The 26,998-nt window shown below is 69.2% G+C and carries 38 protein-coding genes; 3 read left to right on the forward strand and 35 right to left on the reverse strand.

From position 1 onward, the window contains the following. Nucleotides 1-31: 31 nt before the first annotated feature. The 3 genes from glmM to rplM all read right to left on the reverse strand — a co-directional run bounded on the left by glmM (nt 32) and on the right by rplM (nt 2,564). On the reverse strand, nt 32-1,390 hold the full coding sequence (gene glmM, locus ABD361_RS12770) for a phosphoglucosamine mutase (protein ID WP_344435170.1): 1,359 nt from the start codon (nt 1,388-1,390) through the stop codon (nt 32-34). A 184-nt stretch (nt 1,391-1,574) separates the two neighbouring features. Further along, entirely contained in the window at nt 1,575-2,078 is a 504-nt protein-coding gene (gene rpsI / locus ABD361_RS12775) for a 30S ribosomal protein S9 (protein ID WP_344435171.1), read from the reverse strand. 39 nt (nt 2,079-2,117) lie between these two features. Then, complete coding sequence (gene rplM / locus ABD361_RS12780; protein WP_344435172.1) at nt 2,118-2,564, reverse strand: 50S ribosomal protein L13; 447 nt, start codon at nt 2,562-2,564, stop codon at nt 2,118-2,120. 300 nt (nt 2,565-2,864) lie between these two features. Between rplM and ABD361_RS12785 the strand changes: the two genes are divergently transcribed. Then, the gene (locus ABD361_RS12785; RefSeq protein WP_344435173.1) at nt 2,865-3,914 is read left to right on the forward strand and encodes a hypothetical protein; all 1,050 of its coding nucleotides are present in this window, start codon (nt 2,865-2,867) and stop codon (nt 3,912-3,914) included. Nucleotides 3,915-3,938: 24 nt separating this feature from the next. Here ABD361_RS12785 and ABD361_RS12790 read toward each other — a convergent pair whose 3' ends face one another. Further along, nucleotides 3,939-4,742, reverse strand: a complete 804-nt coding sequence (locus tag ABD361_RS12790; RefSeq protein ID WP_344435174.1) for a hypothetical protein — start codon at nt 4,740-4,742, stop codon at nt 3,939-3,941. Between the two features lie 138 nt (nt 4,743-4,880). On the opposite strand from ABD361_RS12790, the gene ABD361_RS12795 reads away from it, so the two are divergent. Further along, nucleotides 4,881-6,953, forward strand: a complete 2,073-nt coding sequence (locus ABD361_RS12795; RefSeq protein ID WP_344435175.1) for a glycosyltransferase family 4 protein — start codon at nt 4,881-4,883, stop codon at nt 6,951-6,953. 39 nt (nt 6,954-6,992) lie between these two features. Here ABD361_RS12795 and truA read toward each other — a convergent pair whose 3' ends face one another. From truA to rpsJ, 31 genes are all read right to left on the reverse strand, one after another. Beyond that, nucleotides 6,993-7,856, reverse strand: a complete 864-nt coding sequence (truA, locus tag ABD361_RS12800; protein WP_344435176.1) for a tRNA pseudouridine(38-40) synthase TruA — start codon at nt 7,854-7,856, stop codon at nt 6,993-6,995. A 77-nt stretch (nt 7,857-7,933) separates the two neighbouring features. Then, entirely contained in the window at nt 7,934-8,398 is a 465-nt protein-coding gene (rplQ, locus tag ABD361_RS12805) for a 50S ribosomal protein L17 (RefSeq protein ID WP_190131333.1), read from the reverse strand. A 187-nt stretch (nt 8,399-8,585) separates the two neighbouring features. After that, nucleotides 8,586-9,608, reverse strand: coding sequence for a DNA-directed RNA polymerase subunit alpha (locus tag ABD361_RS12810; protein ID WP_004946635.1), 1,023 nt, complete (start codon nt 9,606-9,608; stop codon nt 8,586-8,588). Between the two features lie 119 nt (nt 9,609-9,727). After that, nucleotides 9,728-10,132: a 30S ribosomal protein S11 gene (rpsK, locus tag ABD361_RS12815; protein ID WP_003948617.1), complete on the reverse strand. Its 405-nt coding sequence runs from the start codon at nt 10,130-10,132 to the stop codon at nt 9,728-9,730. A 72-nt stretch (nt 10,133-10,204) separates the two neighbouring features. Further along, on the reverse strand, nt 10,205-10,585 hold the full coding sequence (gene rpsM / locus ABD361_RS12820; RefSeq protein ID WP_344435179.1) for a 30S ribosomal protein S13: 381 nt from the start codon (nt 10,583-10,585) through the stop codon (nt 10,205-10,207). A gap of 184 nt (nt 10,586-10,769) precedes the next feature. Next, nucleotides 10,770-10,883 carry a 50S ribosomal protein L36 gene (gene rpmJ / locus ABD361_RS12825; protein WP_003956441.1) on the reverse strand — a complete coding sequence of 38 codons (114 nt, stop codon included), beginning with the start codon at nt 10,881-10,883 and terminating at the stop codon, nt 10,770-10,772. Nucleotides 10,884-10,946: 63 nt separating this feature from the next. Continuing rightward, a complete protein-coding gene (gene infA / locus ABD361_RS12830) occupies nt 10,947-11,168 on the reverse strand; it encodes a translation initiation factor IF-1 (RefSeq protein ID WP_003956442.1) in 222 nt (73 codons plus the stop codon). 359 nt (nt 11,169-11,527) lie between these two features. Continuing rightward, nucleotides 11,528-12,364: a type I methionyl aminopeptidase gene (gene map / locus ABD361_RS12835; RefSeq protein WP_344435180.1), complete on the reverse strand. Its 837-nt coding sequence runs from the start codon at nt 12,362-12,364 to the stop codon at nt 11,528-11,530. A 108-nt stretch (nt 12,365-12,472) separates the two neighbouring features. Beyond that, nucleotides 12,473-13,129 carry an adenylate kinase gene (locus ABD361_RS12840; protein WP_344435181.1) on the reverse strand — a complete coding sequence of 219 codons (657 nt, stop codon included), beginning with the start codon at nt 13,127-13,129 and terminating at the stop codon, nt 12,473-12,475. Beyond that, the gene (gene secY, locus ABD361_RS12845) at nt 13,129-14,442 is read right to left on the reverse strand and encodes a preprotein translocase subunit SecY (protein WP_344435182.1); all 1,314 of its coding nucleotides are present in this window, start codon (nt 14,440-14,442) and stop codon (nt 13,129-13,131) included. Before secY ends, ABD361_RS12840 begins: the two co-directional genes overlap by 1 nt. Nucleotides 14,443-14,657: 215 nt before the next feature. Beyond that, entirely contained in the window at nt 14,658-15,113 is a 456-nt protein-coding gene (gene rplO, locus ABD361_RS12850; RefSeq protein WP_066930849.1) for a 50S ribosomal protein L15, read from the reverse strand. 1 nt (nt 15,114) lies between these two features. Further along, a complete protein-coding gene (gene rpmD / locus ABD361_RS12855; RefSeq protein ID WP_004946653.1) occupies nt 15,115-15,297 on the reverse strand; it encodes a 50S ribosomal protein L30 in 183 nt (60 codons plus the stop codon). Continuing rightward, entirely contained in the window at nt 15,297-15,899 is a 603-nt protein-coding gene (rpsE, locus tag ABD361_RS12860) for a 30S ribosomal protein S5 (protein ID WP_344435183.1), read from the reverse strand. The genes rpmD and rpsE overlap by 1 nt, the downstream gene beginning before the upstream one ends. 47 nt (nt 15,900-15,946) lie before the next feature. Further along, on the reverse strand, nt 15,947-16,330 hold the full coding sequence (gene rplR / locus ABD361_RS12865; protein WP_344435184.1) for a 50S ribosomal protein L18: 384 nt from the start codon (nt 16,328-16,330) through the stop codon (nt 15,947-15,949). A gap of 3 nt (nt 16,331-16,333) precedes the next feature. Next, nucleotides 16,334-16,873, reverse strand: a complete 540-nt coding sequence (gene rplF / locus ABD361_RS12870; RefSeq protein WP_344435185.1) for a 50S ribosomal protein L6 — start codon at nt 16,871-16,873, stop codon at nt 16,334-16,336. A 21-nt stretch (nt 16,874-16,894) separates the two neighbouring features. Further along, nucleotides 16,895-17,293 (reverse strand): 30S ribosomal protein S8, encoded by a 399-nt coding sequence (gene rpsH / locus ABD361_RS12875; protein WP_049718674.1) that lies wholly within the window; start codon nt 17,291-17,293, stop codon nt 16,895-16,897. 211 nt (nt 17,294-17,504) lie between these two features. Then, complete coding sequence (locus ABD361_RS12880) at nt 17,505-17,690, reverse strand: type Z 30S ribosomal protein S14 (protein ID WP_344435187.1); 186 nt, start codon at nt 17,688-17,690, stop codon at nt 17,505-17,507. 2 nt (nt 17,691-17,692) lie between these two features. Continuing rightward, on the reverse strand, nt 17,693-18,244 hold the full coding sequence (rplE, locus tag ABD361_RS12885; RefSeq protein ID WP_344435188.1) for a 50S ribosomal protein L5: 552 nt from the start codon (nt 18,242-18,244) through the stop codon (nt 17,693-17,695). Beyond that, nucleotides 18,244-18,567 carry a 50S ribosomal protein L24 gene (gene rplX, locus ABD361_RS12890; protein WP_344435189.1) on the reverse strand — a complete coding sequence of 108 codons (324 nt, stop codon included), beginning with the start codon at nt 18,565-18,567 and terminating at the stop codon, nt 18,244-18,246. Before rplX ends, rplE begins: the two co-directional genes overlap by 1 nt. A gap of 2 nt (nt 18,568-18,569) precedes the next feature. Continuing rightward, entirely contained in the window at nt 18,570-18,938 is a 369-nt protein-coding gene (gene rplN, locus ABD361_RS12895) for a 50S ribosomal protein L14 (protein WP_004946682.1), read from the reverse strand. 98 nt (nt 18,939-19,036) lie between these two features. Continuing rightward, the gene (rpsQ, locus tag ABD361_RS12900; RefSeq protein ID WP_004950457.1) at nt 19,037-19,318 is read right to left on the reverse strand and encodes a 30S ribosomal protein S17; all 282 of its coding nucleotides are present in this window, start codon (nt 19,316-19,318) and stop codon (nt 19,037-19,039) included. Further along, complete coding sequence (rpmC, locus tag ABD361_RS12905) at nt 19,318-19,542, reverse strand: 50S ribosomal protein L29 (RefSeq protein ID WP_004950453.1); 225 nt, start codon at nt 19,540-19,542, stop codon at nt 19,318-19,320. The genes rpsQ and rpmC overlap by 1 nt, the downstream gene beginning before the upstream one ends. After that, nucleotides 19,542-19,961 (reverse strand): 50S ribosomal protein L16, encoded by a 420-nt coding sequence (gene rplP / locus ABD361_RS12910; RefSeq protein ID WP_106677952.1) that lies wholly within the window; start codon nt 19,959-19,961, stop codon nt 19,542-19,544. The genes rpmC and rplP overlap by 1 nt, the downstream gene beginning before the upstream one ends. Nucleotides 19,962-19,966: 5 nt before the next feature. After that, entirely contained in the window at nt 19,967-20,785 is an 819-nt protein-coding gene (gene rpsC, locus ABD361_RS12915) for a 30S ribosomal protein S3 (RefSeq protein ID WP_344435191.1), read from the reverse strand. Further along, complete coding sequence (gene rplV, locus ABD361_RS12920; protein WP_030685471.1) at nt 20,785-21,132, reverse strand: 50S ribosomal protein L22; 348 nt, start codon at nt 21,130-21,132, stop codon at nt 20,785-20,787. The genes rpsC and rplV overlap by 1 nt, the downstream gene beginning before the upstream one ends. A 43-nt stretch (nt 21,133-21,175) precedes the next feature. After that, nucleotides 21,176-21,457, reverse strand: a complete 282-nt coding sequence (gene rpsS / locus ABD361_RS12925; RefSeq protein WP_344435192.1) for a 30S ribosomal protein S19 — start codon at nt 21,455-21,457, stop codon at nt 21,176-21,178. Nucleotides 21,458-21,469: 12 nt separating this feature from the next. After that, a complete protein-coding gene (gene rplB, locus ABD361_RS12930) occupies nt 21,470-22,306 on the reverse strand; it encodes a 50S ribosomal protein L2 (protein WP_004950440.1) in 837 nt (278 codons plus the stop codon). A gap of 41 nt (nt 22,307-22,347) precedes the next feature. Continuing rightward, the gene (rplW, locus tag ABD361_RS12935) at nt 22,348-22,671 is read right to left on the reverse strand and encodes a 50S ribosomal protein L23 (protein ID WP_344435194.1); all 324 of its coding nucleotides are present in this window, start codon (nt 22,669-22,671) and stop codon (nt 22,348-22,350) included. Beyond that, a complete protein-coding gene (gene rplD / locus ABD361_RS12940) occupies nt 22,671-23,321 on the reverse strand; it encodes a 50S ribosomal protein L4 (RefSeq protein WP_344435195.1) in 651 nt (216 codons plus the stop codon). Before rplD ends, rplW begins: the two co-directional genes overlap by 1 nt. Before the next feature lie 8 nt (nt 23,322-23,329). After that, complete coding sequence (rplC, locus tag ABD361_RS12945) at nt 23,330-23,974, reverse strand: 50S ribosomal protein L3 (RefSeq protein WP_344435197.1); 645 nt, start codon at nt 23,972-23,974, stop codon at nt 23,330-23,332. Nucleotides 23,975-23,987: 13 nt separating this feature from the next. Further along, nucleotides 23,988-24,296 (reverse strand): 30S ribosomal protein S10, encoded by a 309-nt coding sequence (rpsJ, locus tag ABD361_RS12950; RefSeq protein ID WP_003948644.1) that lies wholly within the window; start codon nt 24,294-24,296, stop codon nt 23,988-23,990. 576 nt (nt 24,297-24,872) lie between these two features. Between rpsJ and ABD361_RS12955 the strand changes: the two genes are divergently transcribed. Beyond that, nucleotides 24,873-26,963 (forward strand): PIG-L family deacetylase, encoded by a 2,091-nt coding sequence (locus tag ABD361_RS12955; RefSeq protein WP_344435198.1) that lies wholly within the window; start codon nt 24,873-24,875, stop codon nt 26,961-26,963. Nucleotides 26,964-26,998: the final 35 nt, after the last annotated feature.

Here is a 26,998-nt window from a genome sequence, read left to right on the forward strand (position 1 = left end):
TGTCCCGCGCCCCTGACGGGGCGCGGGCGGTCTAGCCCAGAGCCGTTCGGACGACCTCGGCCAGGTGCTCGGCCACCTTCGTGGCCTGCTCCTGGTCGGCGGCCTCCACCATGACCCGCACCAGCGGCTCCGTGCCGGAGGAGCGCAGCAGGACGCGGCCGGTGCTGCCCAGCTCGCGCTCGGCGGCGTTGACGGCGGCGGCGAGCTCCTCGGAGGTGCCCACGCGGGACTTGTCGACGCCGCGCACGTTGATCAGGACCTGCGGCAGGCGCTCCATGACGCCGGCCAGCTCCGCCAGCGGGCGGCCGGTGGCGGCCACGCGCGCGGCCAGCATCAGGCCGGTCAGCGTGCCGTCGCCGGTCGTGGCGTGGTCCAGGACGATGACGTGGCCGGACTGCTCGCCGCCGAGGGCGAAGCCGTTCGCCTTCATCTCCTCCAGGACGTAGCGGTCGCCGACCGCGGTCTGGACGAGCTGGACGCCCTCGCGCTCCATGGCGAGCTTGAAGCCCAGGTTGGACATGACGGTGGCGACGACGGTGTTCTTGCGCAGCGCGTCCGCCTCGCGCATGGCCAGGGCCAGGACGGCGAGGATCTGGTCGCCGTCGATCTCGTTGCCCTGCGCGTCCACGGCCAGGCAGCGGTCGGCGTCGCCGTCGTGGGCGACGCCCAGGTCGGCGCCGTGCTCGACGACGGCGGTGCGCAGCTTGGCCAGGTGGGTGGAGCCGCACTCGTGGTTGATGTTGAGGCCGTCGGGCTCGGTGCCGATGGTGACGACCTCGGCGCCGGCGCGGGCGAAGGCCTCGGGCGAGACGCGGGCGGCGGCGCCGTGGGCGCCGTCGATGACGACCTTCAGGCCGTCGAGGCGGTTGGGCAGGACGCCGATGAGGTGGGCGACGTAGTTGTCGAAGCCCTGGTCGTAGTCGCGGACCCGGCCGACGCCGGCGCCGGTGGGCCGGTCCCAGGGCTCGCCGGAGGCGTGGGCGCGGTAGGTCTGCTCGATGCGGTCCTCGAGCTCGTCGGCCAGCTTGTGGCCGCCGCGGGCGAAGAACTTGATGCCGTTGTCGGGCATCGCGTTGTGGCTGGCGGAGAGCATGACGCCGAGGTCGGCGCCGAGCGCGCCGGTGAGGTAGGCGACGGCCGGCGTGGGCAGCACGCCCACCCGCAGGACGTCGACGCCGGCGCTGGCGAGCCCGGCCACCACGGCGGCCTCCAGGAACTCCCCGGACGCACGCGGATCACGGCCGACCACGGCCACCGGGCGATGGCCCTCGAACGTGCCCGCCTCGGCGAGCACGTGCGCCGCCGCGACCGACAGGCCGAGCGCGAGCTCGGCCGTCAGATCGGCGTTGGCGACACCGCGCACGCCGTCCGTACCGAAGAGTCGTCCCACTGGTGTCCTCCGAAAAACGCGGGAGTGCGGGGCCCGGCACGAGCCCCCTTGCTTGAGCTGTCGAGTCTGTGCGGCTTTGACCCCCCGCGCCGCTTTTCATCCTCGGGCCGTCAATGGCCGAACGCCCCGGCGGCACGGGAGAACGTGTCGCCGGGGCGTTCGAGCAGTGCAGCGGAAGCCGCGATTAGCGCTTGCTGTACTGCGGAGCCTTGCGGGCCTTCTTCAGACCGGCCTTCTTGCGCTCGACCGCACGGTCGTCGCGGCTCAGGAAGCCGGCCTTCTTCAGCGGGCCGCGGTTGTTGTCCACGTCCGCCTCGTTCAGGGCGCGGGCCACACCCAGGCGCAGGGCGCCGGCCTGGCCGGAAACGCCGCCACCCGAGATGCGGGCGATGACGTCGTAGCGGTCGTCGAGCTCGAGCACCTTGAAGGGCTCGTTGACTTCCTGCTGGTGCACCTTGTTCGGGAAGTAGTCCTCGAGGGTGCGACCGTTGATCTTCCACTGACCGGTGCCCGGAACGATCCGGACGCGGGCGATGGCGTTCTTGCGACGGCCCAGGCCGGCGGCCGGCTGCGGCTCGCCGAAGCGGGACGCGAGGGACTCGGAGGTGTACTCCGACTCGACGACCTCGGTCTCGGTGGTGTACTGCTCGACGTCCTCGATCGGCGTCTCGGCGGTGGTCTCAGCCACTGGTTCTCCTCAGACTTTCTGGTTCGGCGGTGGCCGGGACTAGCCCTGCTTGACCTGGGTGATCTCGAACGGAACGGGCTGCTGGGCGGCGTGCGGGTGCTGGTCGCCCGAGTAGACCTTCAGCTTGGAGAGCATCTGACGGCCGAGGGAGTTCTTGGGCAGCATGCCCTTGACGGCCTTCTCGACGGCCTTCTCCGGGTTCTTGTCCAGCAGCTCGTCGTAGCGGACGGAGCGCAGACCACCCGGGAAGCCGGAGTGGCGGTAGGCCATCTTCTGGATCTTCTTGTTGCCCGACAGGTGCACCTTGTCGGCGTTGATGATGACGACGAAGTCACCCATGTCCATGTGCGGCGCGTACACGGGCTTGTGCTTGCCGCGGAGCAGCGACGCGGCCGTGGAGGCCAGACGGCCCAGGACGACGTCCTGGGCGTCGATGATGTGCCACTGGCGCTGGACATCGCCGGGCTTGGGGCTGAACGTACGCACGGTCGTAGCCTTCGCTTCGTTAGTGAGTGGGTCCTGACACGGGTCCACCCGGACGATCACACGGTCTTGGCCGCACACGGGGACGCAACCCGCATGCCGGCCCACCGGCGTTCAACCTGGCGGACAAGCGTAAGGGCCCCTCGCGTGAGAACGACCAAGCCAATACGCATAACGAACTCGTAGAGTACCGGGCGGCCCCCACGTGGGTCAAAACGTCCCGCCGGCCCCCACGGGCCGCCCGGCGCCCGGCGTCCGCCGGGCGCTGCCGTGGCCTTGGGGCCCCGGTCTACGATGCACGCCATGAGTTTCGGGCAGGCAGGGCCGCACGGGGGCCAGCAGGAGGGCCGGCACGGGGGCCCGGGGGAAACGCAGCCGGTCACGCCACCGCCGTGGGGGCAGCAACCCCAGCGGCAGGCGCCGCCCCAGGTGCCCCCGCCGCCCGCCGCGAGCCACCTCGGCCCCGGCGGCGCCCCGATGCCGCCCGGCGCGCAGCTGCCCGGCTGGCAGCAGCCCGCCGCCCCGGCGGACACCCCCGACTGGTCCGCCCTCGCCGAATCCGGCGCCGCCCGGGACCGGCGGCGCAAGCTGCTGATGATCGGCGGCGGCGTGCTGGCCACGGCGGCCGTCGCCGGGATCGTCGCCGCGGCCGTGGCGCTTACCGGCAAGGACGACAAGGACCTGCCGCCCGCACAGAAGCTGCCCAGCGCCTCCGCCGGCACCTCGGAGCCGACGTTCTCGCAGAACACGCCCCCGCCGAACCCGCTCGACTTCATATCCAGCGCGGACAAGGACACCGCCCCGCTCAACACCAAGACGATCTTCCCGCACACCAAGCCGTCCATCGACAAGCGGCAGTACGAGCGGGTGGCCACCCACACCGCCCTGACCTGCTCGGACGCCACGCAGGGCGGCCTGGGCCACGTCCTGGCCCGCAACGACTGCCGGCAGGTGATGCGCGCCACCTACGTGCGCGACGGCGTCGCGGTCACCGTCGGCGTGGCCGTCTTCGACACCAAGGTCAAGGCCGACCAGGCCAAGGCCGACTTCACCGGCAACGTCACCCCGCTGACCGGCGGCGACGCGCCCAGCTTCTGCAAGGGCACCGCCTGCCGGCTGACCGCGAACGCGCAGGGCCGCTACGCCTACTTCACCGTCGCCGGCTACACCGACGGCTCCGCGGTGCCGGACAACGACACCAAGGCGCTGCAGGCCGGCCGCGACCTGTCGGGCTACATCTTCCGCCGGATCATGGACCGCGCCAACGCGGCGGCCGCCGGGCAGCCCCAGCCCTCCGGGAAGCCGTCCGACAAGCCGGCGCAGATCCCCTCGGGGCAGCCCTCCAAGAGCTGAGCGGGCCTCCAAGAGCTGGGCGGGCTACTCCTGCGCCTCGCCGGCGCCCGCCTCCCCGCCCTCGTCCGGCGCCTGGACGGGCAGGTGGGAAGCCGGCGGCCGCTCCGCCCGCTCCAGCCTCTCGACCTTCGCCACCTGCGCCGCCACCAGCGCCTGCGGGATCTCCACGGCCGACGGGTCGGACAGGTGCGTGGCGAAGAACATCGACAGCACCGAGCCCGTGCGCACCACCGTCACCAGGCTCGGGGCCCGCTCCGCGGCGTTCACCAGGCGGTACGCCACGGCCTCGTCCCCGATCCGCGGCGCCGGCAGCACGGTCACCGAGGAGAAGCGCTGCGGCTGCCCCTCCCCCGTCCGCATGGCGAAGCCGCCCGCGCAGCCGCCCGCAGCCGTCCGCAGCTCCCGCAGCGTGGTGCGGGCGCCGTCGCCCTCGTACGCCGAGACCCGGATCGTGCCGAGCAGGCCCTGGAAGCGGCGGTCGCCGGTGGTCCGGGAAAAGGTCCTGACCACCGAGGCCACGGGCGCCGGCTGCGGCCGGGAACCCAGCGCGACCACCAGCGGCCGGCAGGCGCTGCTGTGCGTGGTCGGCGTGCCGCTGCCCGCCGCGCCCGCGGACGCGCGCTCGATCGCATACCCCGGCACCTCCCGGGCCCCCAGCTGCACGTGGGCGAGGTGCGCCCGGTCGAGCGCCGCGAGCGCGTGCGGCCCGCCGTCGGCCCGCGGCTCGTCCTTGCCCTCGCCGCCCCTGCCGCCGCCCGCCACGCCGCAGCCGGCCACCAGCGCCAGTACGGCGGCCGCCGTCACGGCCCCGCGCCTCCCAGTACCCACGTAAGTGGCCTCCTCATGAATTCGCGCGGCGTGACCCACGCCACAATGTAGGCTGCGCTGGCGAACGAGAGAGTCCGGACACACCCAGGCCAGGGGGAAGGACGGCCGCGGCGCCCGCGCGCCGCCGCCCACACCGCCATGAAGATCTCTTTCCTTTTGCAGAACGCCTACGGCATCGGCGGAACCATCCGCTCCACCTTCAACGTGGCCGGCGCCCTCGCCGCCCGTCACGAGGTGGAGATCGTCTCCGTCATCAGAAGCGGCGAAAAGCCCCGGCTGGCCCTGCACCCCCGGGTCAGGGTCGTCAACCTCATCGACCAGCGCACCGACAAGGGCCTCGACGTCGACGACCCCCTCCTGCGGCAGGACAGCGAGTACGTCCCGCCCGCCGAGGCCAAGGGCGCCCACTTCAGCGCTCTCACCGACCGCCGGGTCGCCGCCCACCTCGCCGCCACCGACGCCGACGTCGTCATCGCCACCCGCCCCGGCCTCGTGATGTACCTCGCCGAATTCGGCCGGGACCGCCGCTACCTGCGCATCGGCCAGGAACACCGCATCTACGGCACCCACGAGCCGGCCATCCGCGCCTACCAGGACGCCTCCATCCCCCACCTCGACGCGCACACCACCGTCTCCGAGGCCGACGCCGTCACCCACCGCGAAGCCCTGCCCGGCATCACGACGAAGATCGTCTGCATCCCCAACGGCTGCCCGCCCTCCGAGGTCGAACCCGCCGACCCCGCCACCAAGCTCGTCGTCGCCGCCGGCCGGCTCATCCCCGTCAAGCGCTACGACCTGCTCATCGGCGCCTGGGCCCAGGTCGCCGCCGCCCACCCCGACTGGCGGCTGCGCCTGTACGGCCGCGGACCCGAGCACGCCAAACTGCGCGCCCGCATCGACAAGCTCGGCCTCACCGAATCCATCACCCTCATGGGCGCCCACTCCCCCATCGAGACCGAATGGGCCAAGGGCTCCATCGCCGCCGTCACCTCCCGCGAGGAGTCCTTCGGCATGACCATCGTCGAGGCCATGGGCTGCGGCGTCCCCGTCGTCGCCACCGACTGCCCGCACGGCCCCGGCGAGATCATCAGCGACGGCAAGGACGGCCTGCTCGTCCCCGTCGGCGACACCGACGCCATCGCCAAGGGGCTGCTCACCCTCATCGAGGACGATGACCTGCGGCGCACCATGGGCGAGGCCGCACGCCTCTCCGCCCGCCGCTACGCGCCCGAACGCATCGCCGACGCCTACCTGGCGCTCATCGACGACCTCGGCGGCCCCCGCCCGGCCGCCGCCCCCGCCCCCGACCCGGCCCTGCGGCTTCCGCTCAAACGGCGCCTGCGCCGCCTCGCCGGACGACTCCACCGCGCCCTGCGCCCGCGCCCCGCGACGAGCCCGCCCCCGGCGAAGAAGGTGCTCAAGGACGTCGTCGTCCGCAAACCGCTGCGCCCCGTCGCCTCCTGCCGCGTCGACGCCGCCGGCGACATCCGGGTCTCCGTCGACCCCGCAGGCGTCAGCGGCAACAAGCTCTCCCTCACCGTCACCCGGCGCAAGGAGGGCAAGCCGCTCACCGTCCCCCTCGACCCCCCGGCCGACGGCACCGGCCCCTGGACGGCCGTCCTGCGCCGCTCACAGCTGCGGCTGGCCGAAGGCCGCTGGGACCTGCACGTCGTCCGCGCCGAGGACAAGGCCCGCCGCCGCGTCGTCGCCCACCTGCCCGAAGGCCGCCGCCTCCTCGCCCTCGACCCCCTGCCCGGCTCCCCCTTCACCTGGTGGATCCCCTACTCAACCGTCGACGGCTACCTCGCCGTACGCGCCTGGCACCGCGAGGCCCACGCCGAGGCCCGCGCGGTACGGGTGCGCGACGACGCGTTCACGGTGGAGGGCACGCTGCACGGCGCCGCAGAGCTCGCCCCCGGGGCGAGCGTGCTCGGCCGCCCGCGCGGCGAGGGGGCCGGCACGGAGGTGACGGCGGACGTGGAGGTCCTCGCCCCCACGGAGTTCCGCTTCACCCTCCCCCACGAGCACCTGACACCCCGCCCCGCCACGTGGGACCTCTTCCTGCGCCCCTCGGCCTCCGCGGACCCGATCCGCATCGGCCGCCTGACGGGCGACATCGTGGACCGCAACAAGACGGACGTGTACCCGACGGTGTCGGGCGTCCGCCCGTACTTCACGGTGACGAGCGACCTGGCGGTGACGGCCGAGTAGAAGTGGGGGTCCGGGGGCGGAGCCCCCGGGAAGCCCCCCTCAGCAGCAGCCGCCCCCGGCAGCCCCCGGCAGGCTTCGCTTGTTGCGCGCCTCCCGGTTCCGCGCCGCCAGTTCGGAGTCCGCCGGGTAGCCGACCTCCTCCAGCGTCAGCCCGTGCGGCCGCACCACGTGCACGGCCGAGTCGCGCACGCCCGCGGCCAGCACCTTGCCCGGCCATTCGACCGGCCGGTGCCCGTCGCCGACGAAGAGCAGCGCGCCCACCAGCGAGCGCACCATGTTGTGGCAGAAGGCGTCCGCCCGCACCGTGGCGGTGATGATGCCCGACGCGTCGCGCTCCCAGCTCAGTTGCTGCAGGGTGCGGATCGTCGTGGCGCCCTCGCGCCGCTTGCAGTAGGCCGCGAAGTCGTGTTCGCCGAGCAGCGCCTGCGAGGCGGCGTTCATGGCCTCGACGTCCAGCGGCCAGTCGTGCCACAGCACGTGACCGCGCAGCAGGGGGTCGACGCCGCCCGGGTGGTCGACCACCCGGTAGGCGTACCGGCGCCAGATCGCCGAGAAGCGCGCGTTGAAGCCGGCCGGGGCGGGCGCCGCGCGCCACACCCGGACGTCGTGCGGGAGCCGCCCGGCCAGCCTGCGCAGCAGCTTGTCCTCGTGCTCGGCCCACAGCTCCGCCGGCAGGTCGACGTGCGCGACCTGGCCGCGGGCGTGGACGCCGGCGTCCGTACGGCCGGCGACCGTCAGCTCGAAGGTCTCCTTCGAGCGGGTCACGGTGCGCAGGGCGTCCTCGATCTCGCCCTGCACCGTGCGCTGGCCCTCGCGCTGCCGGGCCCAGCCGGAGAAGTCCTTGCCGTCGTACGACAGGTCCAGCCGCACCCGCACGTACCCGGGCTCCACCTCGTCACTCACCGAGTGCTTCCTCTCAGAATGCGGGACGGGCCCGCCCCCGAAAAAGGGGCGGGCCCGTCACTGACACGTCAGACGCGTCAGGCGTCCTTCGACTCCTCGGCCGGAGCCTCGGCGGCGGCCTCGGACTCCTTGACCGCACGCTTGGTGGCGGCCTCGGCCTCGGCGACGGTCGCCTTCTTGGCGATCTCGCCCTCGACCAGCTCGATCACGGCCATCGGGGCGTTGTCGCCACGACGGTTGCCGATCTTGGTGATGCGGGTGTAGCCACCCGGACGCTCGGCGAAGCGCGGAGCGATCTCGGTGAAGAGGGTGTGGACGACGCCCTTGTCGGTGATCGTCTGCAGCACCTGGCGACGGTTGTGGATGTCGCCCTTCTTCGCCTTGGTGATCAGGCGCTCGGCGACCGGACGCAGGCGGCGGGCCTTGGCCTCGGTCGTCGTGATGCGGCCGTGCTCGAAGAGCGCCTTGGCGAGGTTCGCCAGCAGCAGCTTCTCGTGCGCGGCGCTGCCGCCGAAACGGGCACCCTTGGTGGGACGCGGCATGGTGTTTCTCCTAGGTGTCTGCCCCGGCCGTATCAGGTACCGGAGTCAGTATCCGAGCGAGCGGTTGCCCGTCGGAGACCCGCGCCCCCGAAGGGGCGCGGGAGGTGTCAATCTGCGGCTGCCGCCGCGTGGGCCCGACCAGCCGAAGCCGGTCCGCAGCCAAGATCAGGCCTTGCGGCCCGAGCTCTTAGTACTGCTCGGTCTCGACGAACCCGGCATCCGCGTCGTCGTCCGCGCCAAACGCGTCGGCGGCAGCGGTCGGGTCGAATCCGGGCGGGCTGTCCTTGAGGGCCAGGCCCATGCCGGCCAGCTTCGCCTTGACCTCGTCGATCGACTTCGCACCGAAGTTGCGGATGTCGAGCAGGTCGGCCTCGGAGCGGGCGACGAGCTCACCCACGGAGTGGATGCCCTCGCGCTTGAGGCAGTTGTAGGAGCGAACGGTGAGCTCGAGCTCCTCGATCGGCAGCGCCAGGTCGGCGGCCAGGGCGGCGTCCGTCGGGGACGGGCCCATGTCGATGCCCTCGGCGTCGATGTTCAGCTCGCGGGCCAGGCCGAACAGCTCGACCAGGGTCTTGCCGGCGGACGCCATGGCGTCGCGCGGGCGCATGGCCTGCTTGGTCTCGACGTCGACGATCAGCTTGTCGAAGTCGGTGCGCTGCTCGACACGGGTCGCCTCGACCTTGTAGGTGACCTTGAGCACCGGCGAGTAGATGGAGTCGACCGGGATGCGGCCGATCTCCTGGCCCACCTGCTTGTTCTGGACGGCGGAGACGTAGCCGCGACCGCGCTCGACGGTCAGCTCCATCTCCAGCTTGCCCTTGGCGTTCAGCGTCGCCAGGACCAGGTCGGGGTTGTGCACCTCGACGCCGGCCGGCGGGGCGATGTCGGCGGCGGTGACCAGGCCCGGGCCCTGCTTGCGCAGGTACATCACGACCGGCTCGTCGTGCTCGGAGGAGACGACCAGCTGCTTGATGTTCAGGATGAGGTCGGTGACGTCCTCCTTGACGCCCGGCACGGTGGTGAACTCGTGCAGGACACCGTCGATGCGGATGGACGTGACCGCCGCACCCGGGATCGAGGAGAGGAGCGTACGACGCAGGGAGTTGCCGAGGGTGTAGCCGAAGCCCGGCTCCAGCGGCTCGATGACGAACCGGGAACGGAACTCGTCCACGACCTCTTCGGTCAGAGAGGGGCGCTGAGCGATCAGCATGTGTGGATCAGATCCTTCAGTCGTGGGCGCCCGCTATTTGACGCCCGTCTGTACTGCAAGGGTACGGGCGGCACGCCCCGAAAGGGGTGTGCCGCCCGGAAGCACGAGAGTGCCTGGCCTCAGACGCGGCGGCGCTTCGGCGGACGGCAGCCGTTGTGCGGCGTGGGGGTGACGTCCTGGATCGAGCCGACCTCGAGGCCGGTGGCCTGGAGGGAGCGGATCGCGGTCTCACGGCCGGAGCCGGGACCCTTGACGAAGACGTCGACCTTGCGCATGCCGTGCTCCTGCGCACGACGGGCAGCCGACTCGGCGGCCATCTGCGCGGCGAACGGCGTGGACTTCCGGGAGCCCTTGAAGCCGACGTGGCCGGCGGAGGCCCAGGAGATCACGTTGCCGGTCGGGTCCGTGATGGACACGATCGTGTTGTTGAACGTGCTCTTGATGTGCGCGTGGCCGTGAGCGACGTTCTTCTTTTCCTTGCGGCGCACCTTCTTGGCAGCGCCCTGACGTCCCTTGGGGGGCATGTCTTAACTCCTACTGGAGGGAGGTGGTCGGTCCTACAGCGAAGACCGCTTGGTGAGCGAGTCCGCTGCGGACTACTTCTTGCCCGGCTTCTTCTTGCCGGCGATGGCGCGACGCGGGCCCTTGCGGGTACGAGCGTTCGTGCTGGTGCGCTGACCGTGGACGGGCAGGCCACGACGGTGACGCAGACCCTGGTAGCAGCCGATCTCGACCTTGCGGCGGATGTCGGCCTGAACCTCACGACGGAGGTCACCCTCGGTCTTGATGTTGGCGTCCACGTACTCGCGGATCGCGACGAGCTCCTCCTCGGAGAGGTCGCGAACGCGGGTGTTCGGGTTCACGCCGGTGGCAGCCAGCGTCTGCTTCGAGAGGGTCCGGCCGATGCCGAACACGTAGGTGAGGGCGACCTCCACGCGCTTTTCGCGCGGGATGTCAACACCGGAAACGCGTGCCATTCAATGGCTCCAGTTGATCGTTCGGAGGTCTTCCACAGGGCCACTCCCGGGGGCCGTATGAGGTACCCATCGGGTCCCCGGCCTCCGACCGGGGGTGTCGCCCTCCGTTACAGAGAGGGACGAGTCCTGCGTATGTACGTTTTCGCTTGCGTCGCGCGAAGAATCTGCGGGTGCAGGTTCTGCGTCAGCCCTGGCGCTGCTTGTGGCGCAGGTTGTCGCAGATGACCATGACCCGGCCGTGGCGGCGGATCACCTTGCACTTGTCGCAGATCTTCTTGACGCTCGGCTTGACCTTCATGGGATGTGAGGTTCTCCGGGTCAGTGCCGCTGTCCGTCACGCAACGTGACGGAAGGGCAAGATCTACTTGTAGCGGTAGACGATCCGACCGCGCGTGAGGTCGTAGGGAGAGAGCTCCACGACGACCCGGTCATCCGGAAGGATGCGGATGTAGTGCATACGCATCTTGCCGCTGATGTGCGCGAGGACCTTGTGACCGTTCTGGAGCTCCACCTTGAACATGGCGTTCGGCAGAGACTCGATCACGGTGCCCTCAATCTCGATGGCACCTTGCTTCTTGGCCACGCTTCGCCTTTCGAATCGGCTACCTTGATCGACTCCGATGATCCGATTACCCATTTGGAGGACGGGCATGCGGATACACGAGAGCCGACGCATCAGTCTACGTCAGGGAAACGGGAAAGCCTAATCCAGGGATCAAGCTCGGGTGTCCCCAACCCTTCGGGGTCCGGCGGATCACGCGGCGCCCCCTAGGGGCGCGGGGAACTGCGCGGCAAGCCACGACGCGCCCGCGGACGAAGTGCCGTGCTCCCCGGCCCCGGAGTGGCGCACTTCGGCTGCGGGCCGTCGTGGCCGATCGCGCAGTTCCCCGCGCCCCTACGGGGCGCCGCGGCGCCGAGTGACGAAGATCCGCCGGTCAGGCCCTACGCCAGCGGATCCGGGGCCGCTGCGATGCCCAGCTGGGCCAGCTTCGCCTTGCCGCCGTCGGGGGCCGTGAGGACCAGGGGGCCCTCCTCCGTCAGGGCGATGGAGTGCTCCCAGTGGGAGGACCAGGTCATGTCGTTCGTCAGGACCGTCCAGTCGTCCTCCAGCACGTGCGTCTTCGCCGTGCCGAGGCTGACCATCGGCTCGATCGCGATGCAGAAGCCGGGCACCAGCTTCGGGCCCTTGCCGCGCTTGCGGGAGACGTAGTTCAGCAGGTGGGGGTCCATGTGCATCTCGGAGCCGATGCCGTGGCCGCCGTAGTCCTCGATGATCCCGTACTTGCCGCTGGCGGGGCGGGGCTGGCGGCGGATGTAGCCCTCGATGGCCTTGGAGATGTCGACGAGGCGGTTGCCGTTGCGCACGGCCGCGATGCCGGCCCACATCGACTCCTCGGTCACCCGGGAGAGCTCGTGCAGCTCGGGGGCGTGGCCGGAGCCGACGAAGGCCGTGAAGGCGGCGTCCGCGTGCCAGCCGTCGATGATGGCGCCGGCGTCGATGGAGATGATGTCGCCGTCCTTGAGGACGGTCTTGTCGTCCGGGATGCCGTGGACGACGACCTCGTTCACGGAGGTGCAGATCGTGGCGGGGAAGCCCCCGTAGCCGAGGAAGTTCGACTTCGCGCCGTGGTCGGCGATCACCTTGCGGGCGACCTGGTCCAGATCCCTGGTCGTGGCCCCCGGCACGGCCGCCTCCCGGGTGGCCGCGTGGATGGCGGCGACGACCAGCCCGGCCTCGCGCATCTTCGCGATCTGCTCGGGGGTCTTGATCTCGACCATGGGGAGTGCCTTCCTCGGTTCCTACGTCTCCGGGCGCCCGCGGGCGCGTAGAACAACACTACGGCCGCGATGCCCCGGGGGGCATCGCGGCCGTCGTTACAGCAGTGATCAGGCGGCTTCGCGCTTGAGCGCGGCCATCGCGCGGTCCGTGACCTCGGCGACCTTGCCGAGGGCCGAGATCGTCACCACGAGGTCCTGGGCCTTGTAGTAGTCGATGATCGGCTCGGTCTCGCTGTGGTAGACCTCCAGCCGCTTGCGGACGGTCTCCTCGCTGTCGTCCTCGCGCTGGTACAGCTCGCCGCCGCAGGTGTCGCAGACACCCTCCGCGGCCGGCGGGTTGTAGATCACGTGGAAGATGTGGGAGCTGTCCTTGCGGCACATCCGGCGGCCGGCGATGCGCTTGACGACCTCGTCCTCGGGGACCTCGAGGTCGAGGACGGCGTCCAGCTTCAGGCCCTCGGCCTGGAGGAGCTCGTCCAGCGCCTTGGCCTGGGCCAGGTTGCGCGGGAACCCGTCGAGCAGGAAGCCGCCCTCGGCGTCCGCCTGCTGCATGCGGTCCTTGGCCATGCCGATGGTGATCTCGTCGGGGACGAGCTGGCCGGCCCGCATGTACTCCTGGGCCTTCTTGCCCAGCGGCGTGCCCTGGCTGATGTTCGCCCGGAACAGGTCGCCCGTCGAAATGTGCGGGATCGCGAGGTTCTTGGCGAGGTACGCGGCCTGCGTACCCTTGCCGGCGCCGGGCGGCCCGACGAGGACGATTCGCATCAGCGGAGGAACCCTTCGTAGTTGCGCTGCTGAAGCTGGCTCTCGATCTGCTTCACAGTCTCCAGACCGACACCCACGATGATCAGGATGCTGGTTCCCCCGAACGGGAAGTTCTGGTTTGCGTTGAGTGTGACCAGTGCCACCGTGGGAACCAGGGCGATCAGACCCAGGTAGAGCGAGCCGGGCCACGTGATGCGGTTCAGCACGTAGCTCAGGTACTCGGCCGTGGGGCGACCTGCCCGGATGCCCGGGATGAATCCACCATACTTCTTCATATTGTCGGCAACTTCTTCGGGGTTGAAGGAGATGGCGACGTAGAAGAACGCGAAGAAGACGATCAGCAGGAAGTACGTGACCATGTAGATCGGGTGGTCACCCTTGACCAGGTTGGCCTGCACCCACTGCGCCCAGTCCGCCTTGGAGCCGGTGAACTGCACCAGCAGCGCCGGGATGTAGAGCAGCGACGAGGCGAAGATGACCGGGATCACACCCGCCTGGTTCACCTTCAGCGGGATGTAGGTCGAGGTGCCGCCGTAGGACCGGCGACCGATCATGCGCTTCGCGTACTGCACGGGGATGCGGCGCTGGGCCTGCTCGACGAAGACCACCAGCGCGACCATCGCGAGGCCGCACAGGATCACCAGGCCGAACTCCAGCCAGCCACCGACCAGCTTGCCCTGCATCTTGATGGCCCACAGGGCGCCGGGGAAGCCGGCGGCGATGGAGGTGAACATGAGGATCGACATGCCGTTGCCGATGCCGCGGTCGGTGATGAGCTCACCGAGCCACATGATCACCGAGGTGCCGGCGGTCATGGTGATGACCATGACGACCGTGGTGAAGATCGACTGGTTGGGGACGATCTGGTTGCCGACCGTGCAGTTCCCGAAGAGCGCACCGCTGCGCGCGGTGGCCACGAGGCCGGTGCCCTGGAGCACGGCGAGGGCGACGGTCAGATAGCGCGTGTACTGCGTGATCTTGGCCTGGCCCGCCTGGCCCTCCTTCTTGAGGGCTTCCAGGCGCGGGATCACCACGGTGAGCAGCTGGAGGATGATGCTCGCCGTGATGTACGGCATGATCCCCAGCGCGAAGATCGTGATCTGCAGCAGCGCACCGCCGCTGAACATGTTCACGAGGCCGAAGAGGCCCTGCCCACTCTTGGCCTGGTCCATACACGTCTGGACGTTGCGATAGTCCACTCCCGGCACGGGGATGTGCGCCCCCAGCCGGAAGAGCACCATGATGCCCAACGTGAACAGCAGCTTCTTGCGCAGGTCGGGCGTCTTGAACGCCCGGGCGAACGCGGTGAGCACGGTGCCTCCTGCGGCGCCCCCCACGTGGTTGCGCGAGGGGTGACGGTCTTGAGAATCGACGAATGCTGGCTAATACGTAACGGTCAAAGTCCGCGAGGGCATGGGCCGCGCGAAAGTTAACAGTGCACGCCACCTTACCGGCGACCGTGCCCCCCTTGGAACGACCAACCGGGGATGCCCCAGTTGGGACATCCCCGGTCGTCGGATCAACGAACTCAGATGAGCTCGGTGACGGTGCCGCCGGCGGCGGCAATCTTCTCCTTGGCGGAGCCGGAGACGGCGTCGACCGTCACCTGCAGCGCCACGGAGATCTCGCCCTGGCCCAGGACCTTGACGAGCTCGTTCTTGCGAACAGCACCCTTGGCGACCAGGTCGGCCACCGTGACCTCGCCACCCTGCGGGTAGAGCGCGGCCAGCTTCTCCAGGTTCACGACCTGGAACTGCTTGTGGGCGGGGTTCTTGAAGCCCTTCAGCTTCGGGAGGCGCATGTGGAGCGGCATCTGGCCACCCTCGAAGCGCTCCGGAACCTGGTAGCGGGCCTTCGTACCCTTGGTACCGCGACCAGCCGTCTTACCCTTCGACGCCTCACCACGACCCACACGGGTCTTGGCGGTCTTGGCGCCCGGGGCGGGACGGAGGTTGTGGACCTTCAGCGGGTTGGTCTCCGCCATGTCAGTCGACCTCCTCGACCGTGACGAGGTGGCGGACGGTGTGCACCATGCCGCGAATCTCGGGACGGTCCTCCTTGACAACCACGTCGTTGATCTTCTTCAGACCAAGCGAGCGCAGGGTGTCGCGGTGGTTCTGCTTGCTGCCGATGTAGGACTTCGTCTGCGTGACCTTGAGGCGAGCCATTACGCACCCGCCCCTGCACGCGCCCGCAGCAGAGCGGCGGGAGCGACGTCCTCGAGCGGCAGACCACGACGGGCGGCGATCTCCTCGGGACGCTGCAGTCCCTTGAGGGCCTCCACCGTGGCGTGCACGATGTTGATCGGGTTCGAAGAACCGAGCGACTTCGACAGGATGTCGTGGATGCCGGCGCACTCGAGCACCGCACGCACCGGACCACCGGCGATAACACCGGTACCCGGGGTGGCGGGCTTGAGCAGGACGACACCGGCCGCCTTCTCGCCCTGGATCGGGTGCGGGATGGTACCGGCGATACGGGGGACCTTGAAGAAGTTCTTCTTGGCCTCTTCCACGCCCTTGGCGATGGCAGCCGGAACTTCCTTGGCCTTGCCGTAACCGACACCCACGGTGCCCTCGCCGTCGCCCACCACGACCAGCGCGGTGAAGCTGAAGCGACGGCCACCCTTGACAACCTTGGCGACGCGGTTGATCGCGACTACGCGCTCAACGTACGCGGTCTTCTCGGCGGCAGCGCCACCGTCACGGCCCTTCCGGTCCCGCCGCTCGCCGCCACCGGCGCCGCCACCGCGGCGCTGGGGTCCAGCCATTGGAATTACCTCTCTCTGTTACGTCCGCTAGCTCCGGAACCGGGGCTTTAGAACTTCAGCCCGGCTTCGCGGGCGGCGTCCGCCAGAGCGGCAATGCGCCCGGCGTACTGGTTGCCACCGCGGTCGAACACGACGGCCTCGACACCGGCGGCCTTGGCACGCTCGGCGACCAGGGCGCCAACCTTCTTGGCCTGGGCGCTCTTGTCGCCCTCGCCACCACGGATCGACGCGTCCAGGTGCGACGCCGACGCCAGGGTGTGACCCTTGATGTCGTCGATGACCTGGGCGGTGATGCCACGGTTGCTGCGCGTCACGACGAGGCGCGGACGCTCCGCCGTGCCGGAGATGTTCTTCCGGATGCGGATGTGGCGACGGGCCTTGGCGGCGCGCTTGTACGCGTCACCCTTGGCGATCTTCACACCGTATGCCATGGCTTACTTACCCGCCTTTCCGACCTTGCGGCGGATGACTTCGCCCTCGTACTTGACGCCCTTGGCCTTGTACGGGTCGGGCTTCCGCAGCTTGCGGATGTTCGCGGCGACCTCGCCGACCTTCTGCTTGTCGATGCCCTCGACCGAGAACTTGGTCGGGCTCTCCACCTTGAAGGAGATGCCCTCGGGGGCCTCGATCAGGATCGGGTGGCTGTAACCGAGGGAGAACTCCAGGTTGGAGCCCTTCGCGGCCACGCGGTAACCGACACCGCTGATCTCGAGCTTCTTCACGTAGCCCTGGGTCACGCCGGTGATCATGTTCGCCACCAGCGTGCGGGAAAGGCCGTGCAGGGCCTTGTTCTGACGCTCGTCGTTCGGGCGGGAGACGACGATGGTGCCGTCCTCAGCCTTGGCGACCTCGATGGGGGCGGCCACGGTGTGGCTCAGGGCGCCCTTGGGGCCCTTCACCTGGACCGTACGGCCATCGATGGTGACGTCCACGCCGGCGGGAACCTGGACGGGCTGCTTGCCAATACGCGACATAGCCTTACCTTCCTGTTCCCGTTACCAGACGTAGGCGAGGACTTCCCCACCCACGCCCTTCTTCTGCGCCTGCTGGCCGGTCAGGAGACCGTGGGACGTGGAGATGATCGCCACGCCCAGGCCGCCGAGGACCTTCGGCAGGTTGGTGGACTTTGCGTAGACCCGCAGGCCCGGCTTCGAGATCCGCTTGATGCCCGCGATGGAGCGCTCACGGTTCGGACCGAACTTCAGGTCGATGACGAGGGACTTGCCGACCTCGGCGTCCTCGACCTTCCAGCCGGCGATGTAGCCCTCCTGCTGCAGGATCTCGGCGATGTGCGCCTTGATCTTGCTGTGGGGCATGGCCACGGTGTCGTGGTAAGCCGAGTTCGCGTTCCGCAGACGGGTCAGCATGTCTGCGATCGGATCGGTCATGGTCATGTTTGGCCTTCGGCCTCTCTCGCCGGGGTTTCCTATCTGCGCCATCCCTCTCCCCGAACTGGGTCGGGACGGGTGCGGCGCGGGGACCTACGGCGTAGTAAGACGATTGCGGGCGGCGGGGAGCCCAACCCCTCAACTCTATGTGAGGAGCGAGGCGGGGCTCCCGCCGTCCAGCTTGCTTACCGAGAGCCTGGGCAGCCCAACTGGGCTGTTACCAGGAGCTCTTGGTCACGCCCGGCAGCTCGCCACGGTGAGCCATCTCACGAAGGCACACGCGGCACAGGCCGAACTTGCGGTACACGGAGTGCGGCCGACCGCAGCGGTTGCAGCGGGTGTACGCGCGGACACCGAACTTCGGCTTGCGCGCGGCCTTAGCGATCAGAGCCTTCTTCGCCACGGTCAGTTCTCCTTGAACGGGAAGCCGAGGTGACGAAGCAGGGCGCGGCCCTCGTCGTCGTTGGTCGCCGTGGTGACCACGGTGATGTCCATGCCCCGGACCCGGTCGATCTTGTCCTGGTCGATCTCGTGGAACATGACCTGCTCCGTGAGACCGAAGGTGTAGTTGCCACGACCGTCGAACTGCTTCGGGGACAGACCACGGAAGTCGCGGATGCGCGGGAGCGCGAGCGACAGGGTGCGGTCCAGGAACTCCCACATGCGGTCGCCACGCAGGGTGACGTGGGCACCGATCGGCTGGCCCTCACGCAGCTTGAACTGCGCGATGGACTTGCGGGCCTTGGTGACGGCCGGCTTCTGGCCGGTGATCGTGGTGAGGTCGCGGATGGCGCCCTCGATCAGCTTGGAGTCGCGGGCGGCGTCGCCCACACCCATGTTGACCACGATCTTCGTGAGGCCGGGAACCTGCATGACGTTCTCGTAGGAGAACTCCTCACGCAGCTTGCCCGTGATCTCCTCGCGGTACTTCGTCTTGAGACGCGGAGCGGTAGCCATCAGATGTCCTCACCCGTCCGCTTGGCAACGCGGATCTTGTTGCCGTTCTCGTCGAAGCGGTAACCGACGCGGGTCACGACCTTCTTGCCGTCCTTCTCCACGATGAGCTGAACGTTGCTCACGTGGATGGGGGCCTCGGTGGTGACGATGCCGCCGGTCTTGGCACCGCGAGCGGTCTGGCCGGCCTTGGTGTGCTTCTTGACCCGGTTGACACCCTCGACCAGGACGCGGTCGTCGGCGGGGAAGGCCTGGATGACCTTGCCCTGCTTGCCCTTGTCCTTACCGGTGATGACCTGGACCAGGTCGCCCTTCTTGATCTTCATGCTTACAGCACCTCCGGCGCGAGCGAGACGATCTTCATGAACTTCTTCTCGCGCAGTTCCCGGCCCACGGGGCCGAAGATGCGGGTGCCGCGGGGGTCACCGTCGTTCTTGAGGATGACGGCCGCGTTCTCGTCGAAACGGATGTACGAGCCGTCCGGACGGCGGCGCTCCTTGACGGTGCGAACGACGACCGCCTTGACGACGTCGCCCTTCTTCACGTTGCCACCGGGGATCGCGTCCTTGACGGTGGCGACGATGACGTCACCGATGCCCGCGTAGCGGCGACCCGAGCCACCGAGAACACGGATGCAAAGGATCTCCTTGGCACCAGTGTTGTCGGCGACGCGCAGTCGCGACTCCTGCTGGATCACGTCTATCTCCTGATTGTCTGCCGGTTCCCGGCAGGGGCTCCGTGAAGAGCCCCTGCCGAGCCTGGCGGAACTGTCCTAAGGGCGAACGCCCCTAGGAATTACTTGGCCTTCTCGAGGATCTCGACGACGCGCCAGCGCTTCGTCGCGGACAGCGGCCGGGTCTCCATGAGGAGGACGCGGTCGCCGACACCCGCGGCGTTCTGCTCGTCGTGCGCCTTGAGCTTGTTGGTACGGCGGATGACCTTGCCGTACAGCGCGTGCTTGACGCGGTCCTCGACAGCGACGACGACGGTCTTGTCCATCTTGTCGCTGACGACGAGGCCCTCACGGGTCTTGCGGAAGCCGCGCTCGTTCGTCTCAGTCATGTTCTTCTCGCTCATCAGGCGCTCTCCACCGTCTCGATGCCGAGCTCGCGCTCACGCATCAGGGTGTAGATCCGGGCGATGTCCTTGCGGACGGCCTTCAGCCGGCCGTGGTTCTCAAGCTGTCCGGTCGCCGCCTGGAAGCGGAGGTTGAACAGCTCTTCCTTGGCCTCGCGCAGCTTGGCAACGAGGTCCTCGTTGTTCAGCTCACGCAGCTCGGTCGCCTTGGTACCGGCAGCCATCACGACTCACCTGCCTCGCGCCGAACAATGCGGCACTTCATCGGAAGCTTGTGGGCGGCTCGGGTGAGCGCCTCACGCGCAACCTTCTCGTTCGGGAAGGACAGCTCGAACATCACCCGACCGGGCTTGACGTTCGCGATCCACCACTCGGGGGAACCCTTACCGGAACCCATGCGGGTCTCGGCCGGCTTCTTCGTCAGCGGACGGTCCGGGTAGATGTTGATCCACACCTTGCCGCCACGCTTGATGTGACGGGTCATGGCGATACGAGCGGACTCGATCTGCCGGTTCGTCACGTAGGCCGGGGTCAGGGCCTGGATGCCGTACTCACCGAAGGCGAGCTCGGTGCCACCCTTGGCCATGCCGTTCCGCTTGGGGTGGTGCTGCTTGCGGTGCTTGACCCTGCGAGGGATCAGCATGTCGGTCAGGCCTCCGTTCCGGTGGTCTCAGCCGGAGCAGCGGTGGCCTCGGCCTTGGGGGCCTCGGCGTTCTGCTGCGGCTTGCGGCCGCGGCCGCCACGCTCGCCGCCACGGCCACCACGGGCCGGGCGCTCGCCGGCGCCACGGGACGGGCGGTTGCCCGCACGGGCGGCGGCGTTCTCGGCGCGGACCTCGGCGATGTTCTTGACGTCGCCCTTGTAGATCCAGACCTTCACGCCGATGCGGCCGAAGGTGGTCTTGGCCTCGAAGAAGCCGTAGTCGACGTTCGCGCGGAGCGTGTGCAGGGGCACACGGCCCTCGCGGTAGAACTCCGAGCGGGACATCTCGGCGCCGCCGAGACGGCCACCGCACTGGATCTTGATGCCCTTGGCACCGGCCTTCATCGTCGACTGCATGCTCTTGCGCATGGCGCGACGGAAGGAGACGCGGGAGGACAGCTGCTCGGCGACGGCCTGGGCCACCAGCTGAGCGTCGACCTCGGGGTTCTTGACCTCGAGGATGTTCAGCTGGACCTGCTTGCCGGTCAGCTTCTCCAGCTCGCCACGGATGCGGTCGGCCTCGGCGCCACGGCGGCCGATGACGATGCCCGGGCGGGCGGTGTGGATGTCAACGCGGACGCGGTCGCGGGTGCGCTCGATCTCAACCTTCGAGATACCGGCGCGCTCCATGCCCTTCGTCATCATGCGACGAATGGCAACGTCTTCCTTGACGTAGTCCTTGTACAGCTTGTCGGCGTACCAGCGGGACTTGAAGTCCGTGGTCACACCGAGCCGGAACCCGTGCGGGTTAACCTTCTGGCCCATTACCGGGTTCCTTCCTTGCTGCTGACGACCACGGTGATGTGGCTGGTCCGCTTGCGGATCCGGTAGGCACGGCCCTGGGCGCGCGGACGGAACCGCTTCAGGGTCGGGCCCTCGTCGACGTACGCCTCGCTGATGTACAGCGAGGAGGCGTCAGTGTGGTCGTAGTTGTGCGCGGCGTTGGCGATGGCGCTGTCCAGCACCTTGCCGACCGGCACGCTAGCGGCCTGCGGGGCGAAACGCAGGACCGCCTGAGCCTCCGTGGCGTCCATGCCACGGATGAGGTCCACCACGCGGCGGGCCTTCATGGGCGTGACGCGGATGTACCGCGCCTGGGCCCTGGCTTCCATGGTTGTCCCTTCGGTGTCAGTCATAGTCGTTCACACCCCGCGATTAGCGGCGCTTCGACTTCCGGTCGTCCTTGACGTGGCCGCGGAAGGTGCGGGTCGGCGAGAACTCGCCGAGCTTGTGGCCGACCATCGACTCGGTGACGAACACCGGGACGTGGGTCTTGCCGTTGTGCACCGCCAGCGTGTGGCCGAGCATGGCCGGCACGATCATGGAGCGGCGGGACCAGGTCTTGATGACGTTCTTGGTACCGGCTTCGTTCTGAGCATCCACCTTCTTGATGAGGTGCTCGTCGACGAAGGGTCCCTTCTTGAGACTACGCGGCATCTAAACCCGCTCCTAGCGCTTCTTGTTCGTCTTGCGGCGGCGGACGATGTACTTGTTGCTCGCCTTCTTGGGAGAACGAGTACGACCCTCCTTCTGACCCCACGGGGAGACCGGGTGGCGACCACCGGAGGTCTTGCCCTCACCACCACCGTGCGGGTGGTCAACCGGGTTCATCGCGACACCGCGGACGGTCGGGCGGACGCCCTTCCAGCGCATGCGGCCGGCCTTGCCCCAGTTGATGTTCGACTGCTCGGCGTTGCCGACCTCGCCGACAGTGGCGCGGCAGCGGACGTCGACCAGGCGGATCTCACCGGACGGCATACGAAGGTGGGCCATGGTGCCCTCCTTCGCCAGCAGCTGCACGGAGGAACCGGCGGAGCGGGCGATCTTCGCACCGCCACCGGGACGCAGCTCGATGGCGTGGATGGTCGTACCGACCGGGATGTTGCGCAGCGGCAGGTTGTTGCCCGGCTTGATGTCGGCCCCGGGGCCGTTCTCGATCCGGTCACCCTGGCCGAGGCCACGGGGGGCGATGATGTAGCGCTTCTCGCCGTCCACGTAGTGGAGCAGCGCGATGCGCGCGGTGCGGTTCGGGTCGTACTCGATGTGAGCGACCTTGGCCGGCACGCCGTCCTTGTCGTGACGACGGAAGTCGATCACACGGTAGGCGCGCTTGTGGCCACCGCCCTGGTGACGGACGGTCACACGACCGGCGTTGTTACGGCCACCCTTGCTGTGCAGCGGGCGGACCAGCGACTTCTCCGGCGTGGACCGCGTGATCTCGACGAAGTCGGCGACGCTGGAGCCACGACGGCCCGGAGTCGTCGGCTTGTACTTGCGGATACCCATTTCTCAGTCCTCGTCCGATATTCGGACGACTCGGCACTCCGTTAGGAGACCGGGCCGCCGAAGATGTCGATACGGTCGCCCTCGGCGAGGGTCACGATGGCGCGCTTGGTGTTGGCGCGCTTGCCGAAACCGGTCTTGGTGCGCTTGCGCTTACCCTGACGGTTGATCGTGTTGACCCCGGTGACCTTGACCGAGAAGACCGCCTCGACGGCCTGCTTGATCTGGGTCTTGTTGGCGCGCGGGTCGACGACGAACGTGTACTTGTTCTCGTCCAGCAGCGCGTAGCTCTTCTCGGAGACAACCGGCTTGACCAGCAGGTCGCGCGGGTCCGAGAAGGTCTTGCTGGTGACGGAAGCCTCAGTCATCAGGCCTCGCTCCCTTCGGTCTCAACGGCCTTGGGGCCAGACACGAAGGACTCGAAGGCGGCCTGGGTGAAGACCACGTCGTCGGAGACGAGCACGTCGTACGTGTTCAGCTGGCCCGGCTCCAGGATGTGAACCTGGGGCAGGTTGCGGGCGGACAGCCACGCGGCCTCGTCGGACCGGTCGGCGACCAGGAGCAGGTTCTTGCGCTCCGAGATCTTGCCGAACAGGGTCTTGGCGGCCTTGGTGGAAACCGCACCCTCGACCACGCCGGAGACGACGTGGATGCGGGAGTGGCGGGCCCGGTCGGTGAGGGCGCCACGCAGGGCGGCGGCCTTCATCTTCTTGGGGGTCCGCTGCGAGTAGTCACGCGGCACGGGACCGTGCACGACGCCACCACCGGCGAACTGCGGCGCGCGGGTCGAACCCTGACGGGCGCGACCGGTGCCCTTCTGGCGGTACGGCTTCTTGCCACCGCCGCGGACCTCGCCACGAGTCTTCGTCTTGTGCGTGCCCTGACGGGCAGCGGCCAGCTGCGCGACGACGACCTGGTGGATCAGCGGAACGCTGACCTTCGCGTCGAAGATCTCCGCGGGGAGCTCGACGGTCCCGGCCTTGTCGCCTGCCGGCGAAAGGATGTCAATGGTGCTCATCGGTTACCTCAGGCCCCCTTGGCCGCGGTACGGACCAGGACGAGGCCGCCGTTCGGACCAGGAACCGCGCCCTTGATCAGGAGCAGGCCCTTCTCCGCGTCAACGGCGTGGACGGTCAGGTTCTGGGTGGTGACCCGCTCGTTGCCCATACGGCCCGCCATGCGGAGGCCCTTGAACACACGGCCCGGGGTGGCACAGCCACCGATGGAACCGGGGGAGCGGTGCTTGCGCTGGGTGCCGTGCCCGGCGCCGAGGCCACGGAAGTTGTGGCGCTTCATGACACCGGCGAAGCCCTTGCCCTTGCTCTTGCCGGTCACGTCGACCTTGATGCCCGCCTCGAAGACGGTGGCGTCGAGCTCCTGGCCGAGGGTGTACTCGGAGGCGTCCGCGGTGCGGATCTCCACCAGGTGGCGGCGCGGGGTCACGTCGGCCTTGGCGAAGTGGCCCTTGAGGGGCTTGTTCACCTTGCGCGGGTCGATCTCGCCGAAGGCGATCTGGACCGACTCGTAGCCGTCGGTGTCGTTGGTGCGGACCTGGGTAACGACGCAGGGCCCGGCCTTGACGACGGTCACCGGGACGACACGGTTGTTCTCGTCCCAGACCTGAGTCATGCCGAGCTTCTCGCCCAGGATGCCCTTGATCTGCTTAGCCATCTCGCGCGTCACCTCAGAGCTTGATCTCGATGTCGACGCCGGCCGGCAGGTCGAGACGCATCAGCGAGTCAACCGTCTTCGGCGTGGGGTCGAGAATGTCGATGAGGCGCTTGTGCGTGCGCATCTCGAAGTGCTCGCGCGAGTCCTTGTACTTGTGCGGCGACTTGATGACGCAGTACACGTTCTTCTCAGTGGGCAGCGGCACCGGGCCCGCGACCGACGCACCAGTACGCGTCACCGTCTCGACGATCTTCTTCGCCGAGGAGTCGATGACCTCGTGGTCGTAGGCCTTGAGCCGGATGCGGATCTTCTGTCCCGCCATGGCTACTTCGTAGTCCTGTCTCTCGTAACGCTCCGGAACTCGGTGAGCTGCGCCTTTGCCGTCGGCAAGGCACTGCCGTTCCCCACTCCACCTCCGACCCACGCGGTCGGGCGTGTCGCGCCCCTTCCAGCAGATCTCCCAAGGGAGATTCCCTGATGAAGGGGTTTGTGGGGGAAAAACACCCACCGAGTGCCTGGCTGGGGCCCCGCTGACACTTCCCGGAAGATTCCCGTACTTCCACCCCTGAGAAGGGATGACGAGTACTGCGGGACTCGCTTCCAGTCCTCCCGGCGGGAGGCGCGCAGCATCGGCACTCAACCGAGCAACCTGAACAGTGTGCCATACGGGCGCGAAGGGGCGCCAATCGAAGCAGAAGAAGGTACCCCGAGCGGCGCACTTGTCAAACCACCCCGCCGACACACGGGACACTATGGCGGTGAACGGTCCGCCACCGAGCCATCACTCTCCGGCAGGCTTTGACCGGGCTCGAGCAACCCGAGGGAGCCCCCGGTCGTCCCCTATCACATCCGGGGCAGCCGGGGACTGCGCGCCGGCCGACGGGACGGAGTCACTCTGTTGAACATCTCACACCGCGGGGGACCGGCCCGCCGGTCCGTGCTCACCGGCCTCGCCCTCGCCACGGCGGCGACGGTCGCGGGCTGCAGCGGCGACGCCGACCGGCTTTCATCCTCCCCCGGCGGGATCCCCGCTGTCGAGCCCGGTGCCGCACACGCGTTCACCACCTCCGGCGCGCCCCTGCTCCTGCAGGTCCTGGCGCACCCCGACGACGACCTGTTCTTCATGAACCCCGACGCCCAGCACCTCGTCGACGCCGGCGTCCCGGTCGTCTCCGTCTACGTCACCGCCGGCGAGTCCGTCGGCCAGAACTGGATCAACGGCATGCCCCGGCGGCAGCCCGACAAGGCCGCCTACTCCTCCGCCCGCCACCAGGGGCTGCGCCAGGCGTACGCCGAGATGATCGGCCGCGACAAGTTCACCCCCTGGAGAAAGTCGGTCATGGACCTTCCGGGTGGTGTGCGCGCCGAGGTCGACGAGCTCGACAACGGCGCCCGCAAGGCCCGGCTGGTCTTCCTCAACATCGCCATGTTCTCCGCCGGCGGCACCCGGCTGCCGCAGCTGTGGGACGAGCCGTATGCGGTCATGGAGAGCCTCGTCGCCACCGGCTCGCCCTGCACCTCGGTCAGCACCTACCGGCACGCCACCCTCGTCGACGTCCTGGCCGCCGTCATGGCCCGCTACCGCCCCACGGTCGTGCACACCATGGACCCCGACCCCGACTACCAGGTGCACGACGCCACCCACCCCAAGGACAACGACTACGGGGCGTGCTCGGACCACCGCGACCACACGCCGACCGCCCTGTTCACCTGGAAGGCCATGACCCAGTGGGTCGCCGACGAGACCCGCAGGAACGGGCACCCGCCGCGCTTCGCCACGGTCTCCTTCCGCGGCTACTACAACCAGCGCTGGCCCTTCAACCTCCCCCCGGAGGTCGTCGACGGCAAGCACCGCCTCATCGCCGCCTACGGCGGCGACCCCCTGTGGAACTGCGGCAACGCCGGCGGCTGCGGCGACTACGGGCAGGGCGGCGAGCGCCCCATGCAGAACCGCAAGGGCTGGATCCGCTCCACCCACTACCGCTACCCCGCCCCCGCCGTCCACGCCGCCCCCGACCGCAGCGGGCGCCTGGAGGCGTACGGCGTGCTCGGGCTGCAGGCGGTGCGCTGGGTCGAGAGCGCGCCCGGCAGCGGACGCTGGGGCGCCCCGCAGAACCTCGGGGGCGGCCCGCTGGCCCCCGCCCTGGCCTGCGTCCGGGACGCCCACGGCCACCGGCTGCTGTTCGCCCTGCGCTTCTCCTCCCTGGAGGGCCACGGCCGCTCCAACAGCCGCGAGATCGTCGTACTGGAGGAAGGCAGGGAGTGGCACAGCCTCGGCAACCCCGAGTACCGCACCGAACGCGGCCGCCGCGTCGGCGTCCCCGTCGCCGTCGCCGTCCCCGACGGGCGGGTCCACCTCTTCGTCCGCAACGCCGGCAAGGGCCTGTCCACGCGCGTGCGCGAGGCCGACGGCACCTGGGGCGGCTGGAGGAGCCTGCACGGGCAGGACATACAGGAAGGACTCACCGCCGCCCTCGACAAGGACCGGCGCGTCCACGTCTTCGGCCTCGGCCGGGACACCGTCCACCACTGGAGCCAGGACGCACCGGGCCAGCCCGTACGGCTCATGCCGCTGGAGGGCCTGCCGGGCCCCGGCGGCAACCAGATGGGCGCCGCCCCCGGGCCCGACGGGGCCCTGACCCTCGTCTACCGCACCCCCACGGCGGCGGAACCGGTGGCGTACCGCCTGACGCCCGAGGGCGGCACCGAGGAGCTCCGCGCAGGCGGCCTGCGCGCCCTCGCCGGCTACGGCCCCCTGGCGGCGGCCACGGTGCCGCGGCGGGGCGGCAAGGAGTCCCTGATGCTCCTGAGCCGCTCCCTGACGGGCGCCCTGCGGCTGGCGGACGCGTCCGCCGACACGACGGCGCCGGTGACGGCGGTGGCGGCCGCCGGCCTGACCCTGGACGCGGACCACCGCCCGTGCGTGGTCGGCCTGGCGCCCGACGCAACGCCATGGGCCTGGCGCCCCGCACCGGGCACGGGCCTGTGAGGGTTGCGGCACCCTCCAGCCCGTCCGGGGCCCCT

Source organism: Streptomyces luteosporeus (genome assembly GCF_039532865.1).
In the GTDB taxonomy this organism is placed as follows: Bacteria; Actinomycetota; Actinomycetes; order Streptomycetales; family Streptomycetaceae; genus Streptomyces; species Streptomyces luteosporeus.